General features: G+C 49.6%; 14 protein-coding genes. 5 read left to right on the top strand and 9 right to left on the bottom strand.

What is annotated here, in order from left to right:
• Positions 1-98: 98 nt before the first annotated feature.
• The 4 genes from purH (at position 99) to NFHSH190041_RS02505 (ending at position 5,461) form a co-directional block, all read left to right on the top strand.
• A complete protein-coding gene (gene purH / locus NFHSH190041_RS02520) occupies positions 99-1,679 on the top strand; it encodes a bifunctional phosphoribosylaminoimidazolecarboxamide formyltransferase/IMP cyclohydrolase (RefSeq protein WP_261923750.1) in 1,581 nt (526 codons plus the stop codon).
• A 41-nt stretch (positions 1,680-1,720) separates the two neighbouring features.
• A complete protein-coding gene (gene purD / locus NFHSH190041_RS02515) occupies positions 1,721-3,034 on the top strand; it encodes a phosphoribosylamine--glycine ligase (protein ID WP_261923749.1) in 1,314 nt (437 codons plus the stop codon).
• A 159-nt stretch (positions 3,035-3,193) separates the two neighbouring features.
• Positions 3,194-3,394: a hypothetical protein gene (locus tag NFHSH190041_RS02510; protein WP_261923748.1), complete on the top strand. Its 201-nt coding sequence runs from the start codon at positions 3,194-3,196 to the stop codon at positions 3,392-3,394.
• A gap of 162 nt (positions 3,395-3,556) precedes the next feature.
• On the top strand, positions 3,557-5,461 hold the full coding sequence (locus NFHSH190041_RS02505; RefSeq protein ID WP_261923747.1) for a DEAD/DEAH box helicase: 1,905 nt from the start codon (positions 3,557-3,559) through the stop codon (positions 5,459-5,461).
• 456 nt (positions 5,462-5,917) lie between these two features.
• Here NFHSH190041_RS02505 and NFHSH190041_RS02500 read toward each other — a convergent pair whose 3' ends face one another.
• The 6 genes from NFHSH190041_RS02500 to metB all read right to left on the bottom strand — a co-directional run bounded on the left by NFHSH190041_RS02500 (position 5,918) and on the right by metB (position 14,296).
• A complete protein-coding gene (locus NFHSH190041_RS02500; protein ID WP_261923746.1) occupies positions 5,918-6,547 on the bottom strand; it encodes an HAD family hydrolase in 630 nt (209 codons plus the stop codon).
• Positions 6,548-6,635: 88 nt separating this feature from the next.
• A complete protein-coding gene (locus tag NFHSH190041_RS02495) occupies positions 6,636-8,087 on the bottom strand; it encodes a basic amino acid/polyamine antiporter (protein ID WP_261923745.1) in 1,452 nt (483 codons plus the stop codon).
• 282 nt (positions 8,088-8,369) lie between these two features.
• Positions 8,370-8,942 (bottom strand): HdeD family acid-resistance protein, encoded by a 573-nt coding sequence (locus tag NFHSH190041_RS02490; RefSeq protein WP_261923744.1) that lies wholly within the window; start codon positions 8,940-8,942, stop codon positions 8,370-8,372.
• Between the two features lie 217 nt (positions 8,943-9,159).
• Positions 9,160-10,056 (bottom strand): methylenetetrahydrofolate reductase, encoded by an 897-nt coding sequence (metF, locus tag NFHSH190041_RS02485; protein ID WP_261923743.1) that lies wholly within the window; start codon positions 10,054-10,056, stop codon positions 9,160-9,162.
• Between the two features lie 629 nt (positions 10,057-10,685).
• Positions 10,686-13,127, bottom strand: coding sequence for a bifunctional aspartate kinase/homoserine dehydrogenase II (gene metL, locus NFHSH190041_RS02480; RefSeq protein ID WP_261923742.1), 2,442 nt, complete (start codon positions 13,125-13,127; stop codon positions 10,686-10,688).
• Positions 13,124-14,296 carry a cystathionine gamma-synthase gene (gene metB / locus NFHSH190041_RS02475; RefSeq protein WP_261923741.1) on the bottom strand — a complete coding sequence of 391 codons (1,173 nt, stop codon included), beginning with the start codon at positions 14,294-14,296 and terminating at the stop codon, positions 13,124-13,126. The genes metL and metB overlap by 4 nt, the downstream gene beginning before the upstream one ends.
• A 201-nt stretch (positions 14,297-14,497) precedes the next feature.
• Here metB and metJ point away from each other — a divergent pair, with 201 nt between their 5' ends.
• Complete coding sequence (gene metJ / locus NFHSH190041_RS02470) at positions 14,498-14,812, top strand: met regulon transcriptional regulator MetJ (protein ID WP_261923740.1); 315 nt, start codon at positions 14,498-14,500, stop codon at positions 14,810-14,812.
• Positions 14,813-14,885: 73 nt separating this feature from the next.
• Here the strand turns inward: metJ and NFHSH190041_RS02465 are convergent, their stop codons facing one another.
• The 3 genes from NFHSH190041_RS02465 to NFHSH190041_RS02455 all read right to left on the bottom strand — a co-directional run bounded on the left by NFHSH190041_RS02465 (position 14,886) and on the right by NFHSH190041_RS02455 (position 18,155).
• The gene (locus tag NFHSH190041_RS02465; RefSeq protein ID WP_261923739.1) at positions 14,886-16,088 is read right to left on the bottom strand and encodes a conjugal transfer protein TraF; all 1,203 of its coding nucleotides are present in this window, start codon (positions 16,086-16,088) and stop codon (positions 14,886-14,888) included.
• A gap of 134 nt (positions 16,089-16,222) precedes the next feature.
• Positions 16,223-16,783, bottom strand: a complete 561-nt coding sequence (locus tag NFHSH190041_RS02460; RefSeq protein ID WP_261923738.1) for a response regulator transcription factor — start codon at positions 16,781-16,783, stop codon at positions 16,223-16,225.
• The gene (locus NFHSH190041_RS02455; protein ID WP_261923737.1) at positions 16,767-18,155 is read right to left on the bottom strand and encodes an ATP-binding protein; all 1,389 of its coding nucleotides are present in this window, start codon (positions 18,153-18,155) and stop codon (positions 16,767-16,769) included. The genes NFHSH190041_RS02460 and NFHSH190041_RS02455 overlap by 17 nt, the downstream gene beginning before the upstream one ends.
• Positions 18,156-18,284 lie beyond the last annotated feature (129 nt).

Below are 18,284 nucleotides of genomic sequence, written 5' to 3'. Positions count from 1 at the left end.
TAACCCCGATCGCCATCCTGCACCCGGCAGCAGATACGGCCCGAATATGGCCTTGCCCCACAGGAAACAGATCATAACAGACGGATTCTGTGACCTTTATGACCACTGCAAGCCCCATCCGCCGCGCGCTGCTCAGCGTCTCTGATAAAACCGGAATTGTTGAATTTGCCCAAGCCCTTCACCAGCAAGGCGTAGAACTGCTTTCCACCGGCGGTACTGCTAAACTGCTGGCGGAGCATAATCTGCCGGTCATTGAGGTTTCCAACTATACCGGTCACCCAGAAATTATGGCGGGCCGGGTAAAAACTCTGCACCCCAAAATCCACGGCGGTATTCTGGCGCGTCGCGGTATTGATGATGCCATTACCGCAGAACTGGGCATTGGCCCAATCGATCTGGTCGCCGTCAACCTCTACCCCTTTGCACAAACCGTGGCAGATCCCACCTGTTCTTTGGAAGACGCCATTGAAAACATTGATATTGGCGGCCCGACGATGGTGCGAGCGGCAGCCAAAAATCACCGGGATGTCACCATAGTGGTCAATGCCGCTGATTACCATAGCGTCTTAGCCGAAATGGCCGAGCATCAAGGTGCGACCACCCAACAAACTCGCTTTGACTTAGCCATCGCGGCCTTTGAACATACCGCAGCCTATGATGGCATGATCGCCAATTACTTTGGCACTAAGGTCGCGGATCAGGCAGGCGAAATTAGCCCGCAATTTCCCCGTACCTTTAATGGCCAGTGGCACAGAAAACAAACATTGCGCTATGGCGAAAATAGTCACCAACACGCTGCATTTTATGTCGACAGTACGCAACTAGAAGCCAGTGTTGCCACAGCGGAGCAACTGCAAGGCAAAGCACTTTCTTACAACAATATTGCCGATACTGATGCGGCATTAGAGTGCGTGAAATCTTTTACAGCGCCAGCCTGCGTCATCGTCAAACACGCCAACCCTTGCGGTGTTGCCCTGGGTGATAACCTGCTCGAGGCTTATCAACGCGCCTTTAGTACCGATCCCACCTCGGCTTTCGGCGGTATTATCGCTTTTAACCGCGAGTTAGATGCCCAAACTGCTAGCGCCATTATCGAGCGCCAATTTGTTGAGGTGATTATTGCCCCACAGATCAACCCTGCCGCCCGGGAAATTGTGGCGCAGAAAGCCAATGTGCGCTTACTGGCATCAGGCCAATGGCAACAACCAGCGCAAACGCTGGATTACAAGCGAGTCACCGGCGGCTTATTGGTACAGGAGCGAGATCTGGGCATGATCACCGCTGACGATTTAACCCTGGTGAGCAAACGTGCGCCCAGCGCCAGTGAATTAGCTGATTTATTGTTCTGCTGGCAGGTGGCCAAATTTGTTAAATCCAATGCCATTGTCTACGCCAAAGACGGCATGACCATCGGGGTCGGCGCCGGACAAATGAGCCGGGTATACAGTGCCAAAATTGCCGGGATAAAAGCAGCCGATGAACAACTTCAGGTCGCCGGTTCAGTGATGGCCTCTGACGCTTTTTTCCCATTCCGTGATGGTATTGATGCTGCGGCGCAGGCAGGGATACGCTGCATCATCCAACCCGGCGGCTCCATCCGAGATGAAGAAATTATTGCCGCAGCAGACGAACACGACATCGCCATGGTCTTTACCGGCATGCGCCATTTCCGCCACTAAATCACTGCAACAGCAGGGATAGCAACATTAAGGATAAGCAGATGAATGTACTGGTCATTGGCGGCGGAGGCCGCGAACATGCACTGGCTTGGAAAGTCGCCCAGAGTGCTAAAGTTGAGCGGGTTTTTGTTGCACCAGGCAATGCCGGCACGGCGCAAGAAGCCAAATTGGAAAACATCGCCATTGCCGATACCGATCTCCCGGCGCTATTGGCATTTGCCCAACAACACCAAGTAGCACTGACCCTTGTCGGCCCGGAAACCCCCTTGGTCATGGGTATCGTCGATGCCTTTCAGGCCGCGGGACTCACCATTTTCGGCCCCAGTAAAGCTGCTGCGCAATTGGAAGGCTCTAAAGCATTCAGTAAAGATTTTCTTGCTCGGCACCACATCCCAACCGCTCAGTATCAGAACTTTACCCAATCCGCCCCGGCCAAAGATTATGTCAAGCAGCTGGCAGCAGAAACCGGCTTTCCCGTGGTGATTAAAGCCGATGGTCTGGCTGCCGGTAAAGGCGTGATTATCGCTGCCAACCAAGCAGAAGCCGATGCCGCCATTGATGATATGCTGCAGGGCAATCGGTTTGGCGATGCCGGTAGCCGGGTAGTAATTGAAGAGTTCCTGCGCGGAGAAGAAGCCAGTTTTATTGTAATGGTGGATGGCAGCCATATTCTGCCCATGGCCACCAGTCAGGATCATAAAGCCAGAGACAATGCTGATAATGGCCCCAATACCGGTGGAATGGGGGCTTATTCCCCTGCGCCAGTGGTAACACCCGCGATTCATCACTGGGTAATGGAACACATTATCGCCCCAACCGTGGAAGGCATGGCATCAGAAGGCATGCCCTATACCGGCTTTCTCTACGCGGGATTAATGATTGACTCACAGGGCAAAGCTAAGGTGCTGGAATATAACTGCCGCTTTGGTGATCCGGAAACTCAACCCATTATGATGCGACTGCAGTCGGATCTTACCGACTTATGTTTAGCAGCTTGTCAGGGCAAGTTAGACGCCATGCAGGCTCACTACGATCCCCGCGCCGCGGTTGGCGTAGTGATGGCCGCCGGGGGCTATCCTCTGGACTACCGCAAGGGAGATATCATTGATGGACTGACAATGACAGCCGGTGACAATGGGAATAGGCATCCGGAAACGAAAGTCTTTCATGCCGGAACTAGAGCGCAAAACGGCCACATTGTCACCGATGGTGGCCGGGTATTGTGTGCAACTGCATTGGGCGACACTGTCACCCAAGCTCAACAAGCTGCCTATGGTGTAGTAGATAACATCCATTGGGATGATGTGTTCTTCCGTACCGATATCGGTTACCGGGCAATCGCCAGAGAGCAGTAATCACAATATTGCCCCAATCACATCGGGCAAAGAAACAGCAATATGAATAACGGGTCGGTGAATAACGGCCTGTTATTCACGCCGTTTAATCCCTGTGAGTACTGAGTCATATAACTGCTAGTGAGACTGTTCTCAATATTTCAGCAAACAGCTGAATTGATGATAAAAACAGCAAAAAAAATCCCTGCTTGGCAAGTGCGTCATCACACAGTATTATCAGGCGGTAGCCTTGGTCATGTGCTGATAACAGCGCAAACCAACAATAAAATAAAACCCAATATTTTCAAAAGGATAAACAGCCAAATCACAAAGCCACGCAAATGTAAAAAAGTGCTGATTTCTTTACGGGAATTTCACTAAAACACTACCAATATTGCAAAGTCTGCCATTTAATCATTGTCGCAGAGGGTTTTGTGCTGTTATAATCTACCGTTTTCGGTGCGGGAAATCGACACGGGGTTGATTTTCTGTCTATGAAACAACTCTAACGTGTTGCAATAACACGCCACAAGGCTACAACCCATGTCATCCAGTGAAAAAACTTTCCGCGAGCTCGGCCTTTCCGAGCCTCTGTTGCGCGCTCTTGACGAGCTAGGCTACGAGAAACCAACCCCTATCCAGGCAGCCAGTATCGATCCGCTGATGGAAGGCCGCGACATTCTCGGTCAAGCGCAGACAGGTACCGGGAAAACCGGCGCATTTGCGCTGCCACTGCTTAATGCCATCGACCATACTCTGAATGCCCCTCAGATCTTGGTATTGGCTCCTACCCGCGAATTGGCTGTTCAGGTTGCCGAAGCATTCAGCAGCTACGCCAAATTTATGAAAGGCTTCCATGTACTGCCAATTTACGGCGGACAAAGCATGTACCAACAGCTGCAGGCACTGCGCCGCGGTCCTCAGGTTGTGGTGGGTACACCAGGCCGTGTTATGGACCACATGCGTCGTGGCACCCTGAAACTGGACACCCTGCGCGCCCTAGTATTGGACGAAGCAGATGAAATGCTGAAAATGGGCTTCATCGACGATATCGAATGGATCCTGGAGCACACCCCAGAACAACGTCAATTGGCACTGTTCTCTGCCACCATGCCAGAGCAGATCAAGCGTGTTGCTAGCAAGCATTTAACCAATCCTGCGCAAATCAGCATTGCAGCCAGCCACACTACAGTTGACTCTATCGAACAGTGTTTCGTGCAAGTCTCTCAGCACAACAAACTGGAAGCTCTGGTTCGCGTGCTGGAAGTGGAAAACACCGAAGGTATTATCATCTTCGTTCGTACTCGTAATTCTTGTGTGGAACTGGCTGAGAAGCTGGAAGCCCGGGGTTACGCAGCATCGCCACTACACGGTGATATGAACCAGCAGGCGCGTGAACGTGCGGTTGATCAGCTGAAAAATGGTAAGCTAGATATTCTGATTGCCACTGACGTTGCGGCTCGTGGTCTAGACGTTGAGCGTATCGGTCACGTAGTTAACTACGACATTCCATACGACACTGAAGCTTACGTTCACCGTATCGGTCGTACTGGTCGTGCTGGTCGTACCGGTATGGCAATTCTGTTTGTGACTAACCGTGAAATGCGTATGCTGCGCACCATCGAGCGTGCAACTAACAGCCGTATCTCACCAATGAAGGTACCAAGCCCTGAAACCGTAGCTGAACGTCGTCTGTCTCGCTTAGGTGAGCAGGTAGCTGAAATCATCAATACCGAGTCTCTGGACTTTATGCAAGCAGCCGTTGCACAACTGTGTCAGCAACTGGAAGTCAGCACTGATGCTCTAGCTGCTGCGCTGCTGTATCAAGTACAGAAAGAACGTCCTTTGCAATTGCCACCAATGCAAGAGCGTCAGCGTGATAATCGCGAAGAACGTGGTAGTCGCGAAGAACGCGGTAACCGTGAAGGTCGTGAGCGTCGTCCTCGTCCAACCGCAGAAATGCTGGGCAGTGCTGAGCCACTGAAAGATAACCCAGACATGAAGATGTGCCGTTATGTGATCGAGGTAGGCCGTGAAAGTGGTGTCGGTGTCGGCAATATCGTTGGTGCTATTGCCAATGAAGCCAATATCGACAGCCGTTATATCGGTCAAATCCAACTGTTTGACTCTGTTACTACAGTTGATCTGCCTGACGGAATGCCAAAAGAAGTTCTGCAGCACCTGACGAAGGTACGCGTATGCGGTCGTCCACTGAACATCCGTGAAGTGACTGAAAACATGGTCTTTGAAGATCGCGGCCACAGTGCACCACGTCGTCGCCGTCCTCAAGGTGACCGTCGTTCTCAAGGTGATCGCCGCCCTCAAGGTGACCGCCGCCCTCAAGGTGACCGTCGTCCACAAGGCGATCGTCGCGGTCAAGGTCAAGGTCAAGGTGATTACAACAAAAAGCCACACCGTAAGGGTGGTCAGCAACGTGATCGCGACTGATCATTGAGCTAAGTCATCGACTGTTCAAGCAGTATTGACACTAAAAAGGCGCCTAAGGCGCCTTTTTAATACACAAAAACTAGGGTCTACTGACTTTTGGTGGTTAAATTTTGTTCGAGAGAAAAGCGTGTTAATCGCGGCGAGTGGGTTGCGGCCTAGTTATTCTAAGCAAAAGCCACTCAACAAAGAGTAAAACGCTTTTAGCCGAACCCTTCGGGCAGCGTTTGAGGCTCCTTTCTACTGCGTTATCGGCTTATCAGGTAGCGCAAACCTATCAAAGCCTCAGCCTTGTATAAAGCATCTTCAAATCGCTGCAAAAGCAAACATAAAAGGTCAACAGACCCTAGCTACCGCTAGATTGAATATTTTCTCTCAGAACCAGACTCAGAAAATCAGCATCAATCGCAGTATCCTCACCACAATCACTCATCAGCAGATGCACTATTGCTAGAAGGATTATGCACCTTGCCGTACACAACGCAGCAGCGCGATAAAATCTAAATAATCATCCGTCACCCAATCGGCTAGCTCTGCATATTCAGGCCAAGGCATTTCTGGACAAAAGAGTAAACTCATAGCCCCAGCATCATGGGCAGCCTGTAAGTCATACTGGTAATCCCCCACATAGAGAATATTATGTGGCGGTATTTGCCATTGACGACAAATTTGAAAAATACCATCAGCAGAAGGCTTTGGTAAGGCATCTTCACGGGTGAGTAATAAATTGATCGGGCATTTTAACCGGGAAAGCGTGATCGCCGCAGCCTGACGAATATTACGGGTTAAAATTGCCATAGGCAGATGCTGCCCAGAGAGATAATCGACTAATTCGCTAGCGCCAGGAATCCAATCCGCAGCCGCAGCGCTTTGCATTTCATAACGTCCAACCACACCATGAGCCCATTGCCGCTGTTTATCACAGGCAATTGCATCCAGATGGCTGAGAATATCTGTCCCATAGGGAATATTTAGCTCTGAACGCAGCGCAGTAAAATCAGGATTAGATGTCGCTAAAGTACCGTCAAGATCAAAGATCACACCATGAATATGACGCAGTTGAGCACCGGAATGTTGAATCACCGGCATACAGTCCCTCCCGTTATCAAACTCAATATATTTAATAACTTAGACTATACGCCGGTTTTAGTTCAGAGACGTGAAAGGTGAAGCAGAATTATAAAATCACTAAGGCAGCGCCAATAGATACTGCCATCAGCCCCAAGATCACCCAGCGGTTATTGCCAGCAAACCAGTTTTCGCCGTATTCCCGCTTAGCCATGATGTAAAATACCACGCCAGGCATATACAGTAAGCTGGTCAGCAGCAGATGATGTAGTCCGGCAGCATACAATAGCCACACGCCATACAAGGTAGCCATCCCGCCAACAAATGCCCGTTTACGGCAACCATCCTGCAGACCAGATTTCAATGCATATGCAGCAACAAACAGGTAAGGCACCAAAATCATTTCTGAAGCTACATTCAGCAATGAGTCATATGTCCCCCCCGCGATAGTGACCCACACAAGCACCAACTGCACAACAGCATTGGACACCAACAGGATATTTTTCGGCGTCCCTTTCGCATTGGTTTTACCAAAAACACTGGGGAACATCTTTTCTTTCGCGCCAATATAAGGGGATTCATTGGCCAATAAAGTCCAGCTCAGATAAGCGCCGCACACAGAGATAATCAGACCAAGACCAATAATCCACAACCCCACAGGACCAATGACCACTTGTAATACCTGCGCTGCCGATGGGTTTTGCATGGCTGCCAATTCAGGGGTTTTAATCACGCCCATGGACAACAAACTGACCATGACATAAATAAATAGCGTGGTTAACAACCCAAGTATTGTCGCCCGGCCAACATCTTTGCGGTTACGGGCCCGGCTAGATACCACCACAGCCCCTTCCACACCGATAAAGACCCACACAGTAAACAGCATGGTATCTTTAATCTGAGACATTAATGATTTGTCTGGCATCGACTTAAGACCGGAAAAATCCCAAGTAAAAGTGCTCAATTTAAAGGAGAACGCCACAATCACAATAAACAGCAATAGCGGGATCAGTTTGGCCACTGTCGTGACGGCATTGATAACCGCCGCAGTCTGCACCCCACGCAATAGCAGGAAATGGATCATCCACACAAAGCAGGATGCCAATATTGCCGATATCAGGGTATTCCCCTCACCAAATACCACATGCTGTGGGGTATCAAAAAACAACCCCAAGGTACTGAAAATAATCACCAAATAGGAAACATTTGCCAGTACAGCACTGAGCCAGTATCCCCAAGCGGAGAAAAACCCAATCAAATCACCAAATCCGGCCTTGGCGTATCCAAATACACCCGTATTGATTTCCGGTTTATCCAAGCATAATCGCTGGAAAGTTAACGCCAGAAAAATCATGCCGGTACCTGTAATCCCCCAACCAATCATCACGGCCAAGGGGCTGGCAACTGCAGCCATGTTTTGCGGCAAACTGAAAACACCGGCACCAATAATTGAGCCGATTACCAGGGCGCACAATGCGCCAAGTCCAAGTTTGTTATCAGAAATATTGTTCACGGTATTGTTCAAAAGTTGATCCAACCACTGTCGGATATCAGCTAACATTTATCCTTTCTGGCAGAACAAAAATGCCCGAAAGGCTCTCCCCTATCCTTTTGTGCCAGCGTCAATGCTAGGCATTCCATCCTCCCCATCCCAAGGGGGTCCAATATTCTCATCGATAAAATATCGGACAAACAAAAAGCCCAGAACAGTTCGCCAAACGGCTATCATCCTGAGCTTCATATCCTGCTTTAGATATCCCGAAATCGTCGTGCCATTGAGCATCTAAAGGTAAAAACCTAATACACAATCAGTAAAAAATTACCTTATACCTTATACCTTATATTAGGGATTAATCTGTTTCTCACCGGCCTGACCACTCTGCACAGCCTGTGCAACCCGTCGACCAACGGTCAGTAGTGTCACACCTAGCACTAACAACTTCAGCCCAATCAAAATGCCGATAACAAATTCTGAAGATTGAGGCCATAGCCAGACAATCACGAGTGCCATCACTAAAGAAGACAAGCCGCCCAAAGCGATAGCCCAGCGCCCATGCGCATGTTGCTGTTGCAACGCTGCGGCAATATTGGCGATCCCATCGACCAAAAAATAACTGCCAATAAACAGTGTTAACGTTGCCAGCCCAACTTTAGGGGTAATCACCATATACATACCGGCAACCAAAGTCAGAATGGCCCAGACAAAACGGAAATTCATCCGCCGGATCTCCCCGGGCCAAGCTGCTAACAATTGAATAACACCCATTGAAATCAGTGCCAACGCAAAAAGTAAGGTCACAGCCAAACCAATCACCATGGGTAATGCGATGGCCAATACACCAAGCAGTAAAGTGATATAGCCCCAGTTTTTACTGGTTTGGCAGGTTTTTAACATCAATTGGTCTAGCGAGTTCATATTCTTGCCTTTGTCAGCAGACATGTCAGTCAGTCTACCCAACCGCAACCACAGCGACCAGCATATTCAGTCAATAGTAACGCAAAATTAAGTCATTTTAACCTTTAATTGACATTTAAACCCGCTATAAAAGCCACAAAAGCAGGCAAGCACATGTTTATGTTGATATTCGCGCTAATAACACCGCAAAAAATAAAGACAATAAGATGAACTGAGACTAATCCCCAGCGGTAGGCCGGATCCCTAATGTATGACAAATGGCATAGGTCAGCTCTGCCCGATTCAGGGTATAAAAATGAAAATCCTTAATCCCTTCTCGAGACAAAACCTTAACCATATCAATCGCGACATTGGCCCCCACTAATTGCCGGGTGACGGAATCTTGCTCCAACCCCTCAAACTGCTGGGCTAACCAACGTGGCAGAGACACCCGGGTTTGGCCAGCAAACCGCTGCAACTGGGTAAAATTAGTGACAGGTAAAATGCCAGGGATGATTTCAGCCTCGATTCCGGCGCTGACGCAGCGATCACGAAAACGCAGATAAGCTTCAATATCAAAGAAAAACTGCGTAATAGCCCGATTGGCCCCAGCATCAATTTTACGCTTAAGATTAATCAAATCTGCTTGGGCATTTGCTGCCTCGGGATGAACCTCCGGGTAGGCTGCTACTGAAATATCAAAATCTGCCACCCCTTTAAGCAGTCGCACTAAATCACTGGCATAACGTTTAGGGCGCTCACAGCCAGAAGGTACATCCCCACGTAGAGCCACAATACTCCGTACTCCGGATTGCCAATACTGCTGGGCTAACGCGGCTAACTCGCAGTCAGGTGCATCAATCACGGTCAAGTGCGGTGCAGCCTGCAACGAAGTATCTCGTTGAATGCGGGTAATGACATCATGGGTACGATCCCTCACCCCAGAATTTGCTCCATAAGTCACAGAGACAAATTTCGGATTTAACGGTGCCAGACGATCCACCGAACGCCACAGTAGCTGCGACATTTCCTCAGTGGCTGGCGGAAAAAACTCAAAAGACACATTAATATCGCCCTGTAAATCCGCCAGACTCTGATTCAGAGACTGAGCCAACTGTGCATGATGAAATGCCATAACATCTACTCCCACTGTTATTTCCCTGTTAGCCGAGGAAGCATACTGCCCCGATAAACCCTATCCCAAGCCCAGATACTTGTACTCAAACACTGCCGTACTCTCTGGCCATAACAAACGCCTTATTCATCAACTCGCATAGACGTATCAACTGATAAAACCAGCTATATCACAACGGCAGCCATAATAGATATTCGCGACAAAAAAGACGTTCAACCATAAAGACGTTTAGCCATCTAAACATCCATACTAGGTTAATAAGATGTGAAGTCAAGCGGTAAATATTTCACCCTGCACCATGGCCTAATAGCAGACGTTATCAGCGCAACCGCAGCGCTAAACCTTGCTTATTTGGGCAACAGCTTTAGGGAGGCACTTTACAAGGACGTGACTTTGATAGGTGGTGGCTTTGATAAGTGATGGCTTTGATAAGTGATAGTGCAATCAAATAAGTCGATAAAGTACTGGGACTGTTATAAGAGGAAGTCAAAAAATGAAGCAATCCAATGGGTCATAATGATCACAGGTAAGGGGGACACATTATGTTGCCAAGGCATGGGGTAACGTGCGCGCAAAAGCAGCTTTAGGTAGAACATAACTGTAATACCTAGCTGCATAATATAGCGCCATTAGTTACGTAACAGTTCCCGGCACAGATACACCAGATCCGATTGTACCGCGGCAGCTGTCACCTCCCGCCCGGCACCAGGGCCACGGATCACCAGCGGATTATCCCGATACAATCGCGAGCGAATAATAAAAGCATTATCACCGGGTAGCAGCGTGGCACAGGGGTGATCTGGTGGTAAAGGCATTAATCCTACCGCGGCTTGCCAGCGGCCATCTAACCACTCCAGCTGTGCGATATACCGCAATACGTTCCCCTGCTCTCTGGCTTTATCAAGTGCTGCAGCCAGTGGCGCATCCAACTCATTAGCCCGCTGCAGAAATGTTGCTAATGGCACTGTGGATAAAGTATCAGGTACCGGATTGTGCATCTGGATATCCGTCAGCGCCAGCGGCAAACCTAACTCTCGAGCCAAAATTAATAACTTGCGCTGCATATCCCGGCCAGATAAATCTTCCCGAGGATCGGGCTCAGTGATCCCTTGTGCCAAGGCATCCAGCAACAAATGGGAAAATGGCACAGCCCCATCATAATGGCTAAAAAGCCAACTTAATGTGCCGGAAAAAATACCAGAAATCGCCTCAACCTTATCGCCGACTAAACGAAGTTCCCGCAGCGCGGCCTGTACCGGCAAGGCTGCCCCACAACTGGCATTTTGCCGCCATAACACATGCCGTACCGCCAGCGCCTGCTGCAACTGCAGATATTGAGCTTGACTGGCACTACCAGCGAGTTTATTGGCACTGATCATATGCATGCCGCGCTGAAAAAAGGCCCCATATTCTTCACTCAAGGACTCACTGGCACTGATATCTAACGCCACCAGTTCATCACAGGGTAAACGGCTCAGTTCATCCAACAGCGCGGGATACTGCCACCCCTGTGAAGTATCAATCAGACGCTGTGACCAGTTATGCTCTGTCAGCCCTTCACGACAAATCAATGCCTGACGCGAATTCACCACACCATGCAGGGTGAGCTCAGCGCCTAATTGTTGTGCTAACGCTTTCTGCTGATGAAAAAACTGAGCCAACCAAGTTTGGCCAATATTTCCCGGGCCAAACAACACCAAGCCAATACGATGAAGGGCTGCAGCGCAGCTGCGGTGCAATCGGCGACTTAACCTCGCAACCTGCACCGTGGGAACCAAGGTCACCAAGCTGACATCATCCTGATACAAACTATAAGCTTGCCGTTGTAACAACCGACTAAAACGCTGCCGATAATCCCCGGCTTGAGCACTCACCAAAGCCACCAGCCCCATTTCTTTATCCAGTTGTCGTTGCAGCGGTAGCGACAGGCTGTCATTGTGTAGCAATACTTGCAGCGCTTGCCCCTGCTCAGGGGGATACACTAATTCAACCCTATTGTGATGCTGCCACCATGCCAATGGTGTCAGTGACAAGTCGGCCAACTGTGCCAGCAGGGCGTCAATCTCAACATCCCCATCAACATCTGCCAAGGTAAAACACCAAACACTGGGCAAGGTCGTGATCACTGCCTGACCATCACTGTGACTGTGGCGGGTGATCAGGGTAAAATCCGCCTCCGGCGTAAAACTGGAGCGCACAGCTAAACTCATCTCAGTGTCAAACAGCGGCTGTAATGTTCGCCGATGGAGCACAGCAGAACCCAACCCAGCGAGTCTATTGGCCTCTGTCAACGACAACACTGGCAAGAGTGCAGCATCAACAATCAAATTAGGATCAGCATTGAACACCCCCGGCACATCAGTCCAAATCGTGCAACGGGGAATACCCGCCAGTGCCGCTATCTGGCTGGCGCTAAAATCAGAGCCATTACGCCCCAGCAATACGGTTTCCCCATCCGGCCCCCCGCACAGAAACCCGGTGATAATTAATCTACAACTATCACACTGGGCTATCAGCTGGGTGATATTGGCCATAGATGCCACGCTATCAATATTGGGAATTAGAGCACAATCAGCTTTCAATACCTCTATGGCACTGATATCCCTCGCACAAACCCCTTGATGCCTCAGCAAAGCCGCCAATAACCGAGCTGACCAGTGCTCACCAAATCCCAGCAGTTGAGCACGCTGCCCATCCGTTATAACCGCCAGTTGAAGCAGTGACTGCAACTGGGCTTTATCCGCCGCCAACCGCTCCCTTAATTCCCGCACCGCGTCACCACTCAGTAACTGCTCCACCAGCTGTTGCTGGTATGCCATCAATACTGACAGCTCCTGCTGCCATAGCTCACCAGCATCTGCTAACGCCAATAGTTGATACAGCTGATTGGTGGTTGTGCCCGCCGCAGAGACTACCACCCAATCCGAGCTTTCTCCTTGCGTCAGCAAAATATGGGCAACCCGGCGGTAACCATCGGCATCAGCCAGACTAGAGCCACCAAACTTATGTAACTGGGCCGGAACCTTTCCGCTAGCAGCGTCATTTACTGTGCTGTTTGCTTGACATGTCATGACGCATCATCTCCCTGAGTCACCGCTGTCAGTGCCTGTTGGATATCCGCCAACAAATCATCACTGTGTTCTATGCCCACAGATAACCGAATTAGTCCATCACTGATACCGGCACAACGCCGCTGTTCCGGGGTCATCGCTCTGTGGGTCATACTGGCCGGGACAGCGACCAGACTTTCCACTCCACCGAGACTTTCCGCTAATGAAAACAGTTTAAGCGCAGCAACAAAACGCCCAGTACTCGCCGCACCGCCTTGTAACTCAAAACTGATCATGCCGCCGAAACCACGCTGCTGACGCTGAGCAATCCCATGGCCAGGATGCTGTACTAACCCGGGATAATAAATATGGCTAACCGCCGGATGTGCCTGCAACGCTGCCACAATCAGCGAGGCATTATGTTGGTGCTGGGACATACGCAAAGACAGGGTACGCAGCCCGCGCAAAGTAAGATACGCATCCAGCGCCCCCCCGCTTAATCCTAAAGTGTTGGCATTCCACAACAGCTCTTCACTCAACTCAGGCGTCTTAGCAATGACAGCCCCGCCAATGACATCGCTGTGGCCATTGATATATTTGGTGGTGGAGTGGATCACCATATCTGCGCCAAGTAATAAAGGTTGCTGCAACACTGGAGTAAGAAAAGTATTATCCACCGCCACCCGGCAACCCTGCTGCTTGGCCTGCTGACAAATAGCGGCAATATCAACAATACGCAGTAACGGGTTAGAGGGCGTCTCCAGCCAGATCAGCCCCGGAGATGCAGCCAACGCTTGGGTCAGAGCCTCGGTATCTGTCATATCGACCACTTGCAGACGAAACTGGCCTTTGCGCGCCAAATGCTGAAATAGCCGTAAACTACCGCCATAACAATCATGGGGAACTAACAACAACTCCTCTGCAGACAGCACACTGACCGCCAAGTGCACCGCCGCCATCCCACTGGCAGTAATCACACCGCTATGACCAGATTCCATCTCAGCTAGCGCTATCGCCAACTGCTCTCGGGTCGGATTAGCTGAACGGCTATAGTCAAAAGCGCCAGGAGTTTGTGGATCGGCAAAGCTGTAATTACTGCTAAGGTAAATGGGGGGGACAACGGCGCGGTGCTGCAAGTCAGTTTCAATTCCCTGTCTGACCGCCGTGGTTGCGGTATGCTGTTGAGTCATCCTGTCACTCCTGCCTGCTATTTCAGATGGCTAGACGTCTAAACTAGACTAGGCGGGTTACCCAGGTCAAGAAAAAAGACGGCTGGACGTCCAAACATCAAGAATTCTATTTGCATTCATCCCGTTTTCGCCGCAATAATTTGACTGTAAAAAGTAAGTGTTTAAAATCGGCTGCGAATTACAGAATCAACAGGTGAGTCAATGACTGAGTGGAATGGCGACTATATCAGCCCTTATGCAGAGCATGGTAAAAAGAGTGAGCAGGTAAAAAAAATTACCGTATCCATTCCCTTGAAAGTACTGAAGGTGTTAACTGATGAACGCACCCGTCGTCAGGTCAACAACCTGCGTCATGCCACCAACAGCGAACTCCTTTGCGAAGCCTTTCTACATGCCTATACCGGCCAGCCGTTGCCAAATGATCCAGATTTGGCCAAAGATAGCCCTGACAGTATTCCTGCTGAAGCAAAAAGGCTTATGACCGAAATGGGTATTGAATGGGAAGAGATGGAATAATCTCGAGCTGAATTAAACAAAAAGCCCGGTTATGCCGGGCTTTTTGTTGTTATAACAACACCACTATTTCTATTTAGAAATAAAAAGCACTTTGTAATACCACCCCAGCAGCATCTTCATCACCCAGCATACCGGTAATATCCAAATTGACCGTATTGCCAATTAATACGCCGGCCCCCAGTGAATACAACGTCATACCACCTTGCTCCAAATCGCGGCGGTATCCCCCGCGCAATGCCAGCCATGACCAAGGCCGATATTCTCCGCCAAGACGCCAAAATTGCTGTCCCGGTTCACCGGCAAAACGCTTTTGGCTACTTAAATCAATATCAGAGCTTAAGCTAGCATGCTGCCAATCATAAGCCACCCCAGCCTGATAAACCGGCTTGACCTGAAATGTAAACTGCTGACCACCATTCACCACTGTCGCCAATGATTGCGATAGCAGATCTCGACCGGTTACTGCCACAGTTAATCCCGCCATCGGTTGCAGCGCCAAACCGACATCAAGATTAAACCCTGTCGTTTCAGTACGGTATTTACTGTCACTGAAATCATCACCATCAAAATTATTGGCGCTAACACGATAATGATAGCTATCTAAACGTTGGAATTTAGGCGAAATACCGATAGAAACTGGCATCTCCCCCCACTGCAAAGGCATACTCAGCGCCACACCAAAGTCGGACACAGCGCCAGCTAATACACTGCCGCTAGAGGTCAGGTCTTCAAGCATGGGCGGATTAAGCGGATCAATTTGTGCGAGGTAAGTTAAGTCCGCCGCGCTGATATCTGTAAAACCAACAGCATCAAGATATGTCTGGTAAAACAACCCAACATCAAAACTGAAGCTAGGCAATACCAGTGATAAGCCTACGGCAGCATTAACATTGGCACGATTACCAGCCAGTCCATGCAAATCCGCCAACAACAGATCGCGATTAGTCTCAATAGCCGTGACATCACGATGAGCTATCGCACTGTCCAGCGCATCATAATGATCCTGCAGCAAATCCAATTTATCGACCATATTGTCCCGATCAGCAGCTTCTGCACCAATCATGGGCAGCACCAAGGTTACCTCATCACTGCGATGCAAACTCATTAATGCCGGATTAATCACTGGCGCCCCATCCCGATTAGCTGATGCCAGTGCAGCCCCCCCCATCGCCTGAGTTCGAGCATCAATTCGCTGTGCGCTGGCCGGTAATACCACACCGACACAAACCGCTGTCACCGCAATTGGTAAGCTGTTTTTTTTCATCCATGAATACATAAGTTGTCTCTTGGTTATGGTTTAAAACAGCCTTAACCCTATGCCAGAGAGACAGAAAGCCCAGTCAAAAAAGCGGTAATTAGAATTTATAACGATATAAATCAGTATTTTGTTTCATCTAAAAATGACAACAACTATATCGAAACAGGTTTTTTCATCAGTTTGCGCTGTAAGGTGCGCCGGTGCATTCCCAACTGCCGTGCAGTAGCAGAAATATTCCCTTGGTTAGCCTGTAGCACCTGCTGCAAATGCTCCCATTCCAACCGTTTCGGATGCAGCGGAGCCTCTTCGCCAGAGCCGAGAATCGAATCAGCAGCATCCAATGACGACAGTTTTTCCTGTAACGCCGCCAGTAAGGTTCGAGTATCAACGGGTTTACTGAGGTAATTATCCGCCCCTGTACGAATAGCCTCGACAGCTGTGGCAATACTGGCATACCCCGTCAGCAAAATAATACGGCTGTCTGGCAACAGATGGCGCAGCGGCCGGATCAGAGCCAGACCATTACTGCCATCCAGTTTCATATCCAACACTATTGCCTGTGGCCGTATTTGACGCGCCAGTAACAGGGCATCACTGGCGGTAGCAGCATGGTGACAATAATAACCGTGTCGGCTCAACCGACGACTGACAATAGTGGCAAATGTCTGATCATCCTCAATCAATAGCAGGCTTATTTCACCGGGCTGCACCATCACGGCCTCCTGCCCATCCATTGTTGGATAACAAGGGCAATGTGACTTCAGCAGTCACGCCAGTTTTATGCTCGATAGCTATTGCATCACCGGCAGCACTAACGCTACGCAGGACTAATCTGCCGTTAAGTCGCTCAAAACTGGCATGGGTCAGTACCAGCGCCACCCCCAGCCCTTTCTCCGATGGCGTTAACGTTGCCCCTAAACGGTTAAGCTGCTCCTGTGTCAATCCTGGGCCATAATCACGCACAATCAACAATAATGCTTGTTCATTAATGGAGAGATGAATATCCACCCGCGGCCCCAGCCCCGCCTCTTGACTGGCTTGGGCTGCATTTTCCACCAGCGACATCAAGGCTGGCAGCAAATGGGGATCCGTTGCCAATTCTCGCGCGCCATCGCTATTGGATAAGCGACATTGCCAGCGAATATCCAGCTCCGGCATCATCAGCAGTAATTGCTGTTGTAATGCTTGCTGCAAACTGGCGACACTACAGCACTGTTGCTCACCGCAACGAATAGCCTGAGTTCCCTGCCGCAGCTCTGTTAAGGTCTGCTCACAACGATGCAATACCGCCGACATCTGCTCAAGGGTAGCTTGCGAATGTAAAGCTGTCGTATCGTCACCAAGGCCCGCTCCATTATCTCGCTCCCCAGTGCGCTCATGGGGGGAAACCGCGCTGAACCTCGAGCATTGATAAGGTGTTTTCTCCCTCCCCGTTGGGGCACAACCGCTCTCTTCCTGTAATTCTTCCAGTAACAGTCGCAAACTCGCTAATGGCGTTGCCAGCTGATGCGACATCTGGGCTGATAAAGTACCTAAAGCCAACAGCTGAGTATGCCGCAGTTGGGTCTCCCGCACCACGGCCAAGTGGGCATCCTGTTGCCGCTGACGGCGGATCAGTAAAGCTGCAATAGTGGTGATCACCAGCACAGTGACAACAAAGTTACACCACATACCTAAATAATGACCGTGCATCCCACCATGGGCTGATGCACTAAACGGAGATAAAAAAATCATCCCGCTGTAAGCTAGCACGGTCAGCGCCGCTAATAGACAAGGCGCCCATAGGGGTAGTAGTACCGCAGCCAGTACTACAGGCAATAACAATAGGGAAATAAAGGCATTACTGGCGCCACCTGAGTATGCCAGCCACAAAGACCACAGCAGCACATCCAAACTCAAGGTCGCAAACAATAAGAGATGATTTCGACTCCAACGATGATGATACAACTGCAATAGCAGTAATAATCCCGTCTCGATACCCATGACCCATATCAATGCAGAAGTATCTATGGTCAGAGCAAATAAGTCCGCCGCCCCAAAAACTAATATCAACTGCAACAATAAACCGAGAAATCGCATCAGCATCAGCTGTCCCGGCGGAGATATTAAATACTTTTTCATTATCATTATTATCATGGCAGGATAACGGCTGTGTAAGCTGTAACCGCCAACTGTAGAGGCTATTATGTTTCTCAGTGCAGGAAATCATTGCTT

Source organism: Shewanella sp. NFH-SH190041 (assembly GCF_024363255.1).
Lineage (GTDB): Bacteria > Pseudomonadota > Gammaproteobacteria > Enterobacterales > Shewanellaceae > Shewanella.
The sequence above is the reverse complement of the archived record's forward strand: the minus strand, read 5'-3'. Positions and strand labels throughout refer to the sequence as shown.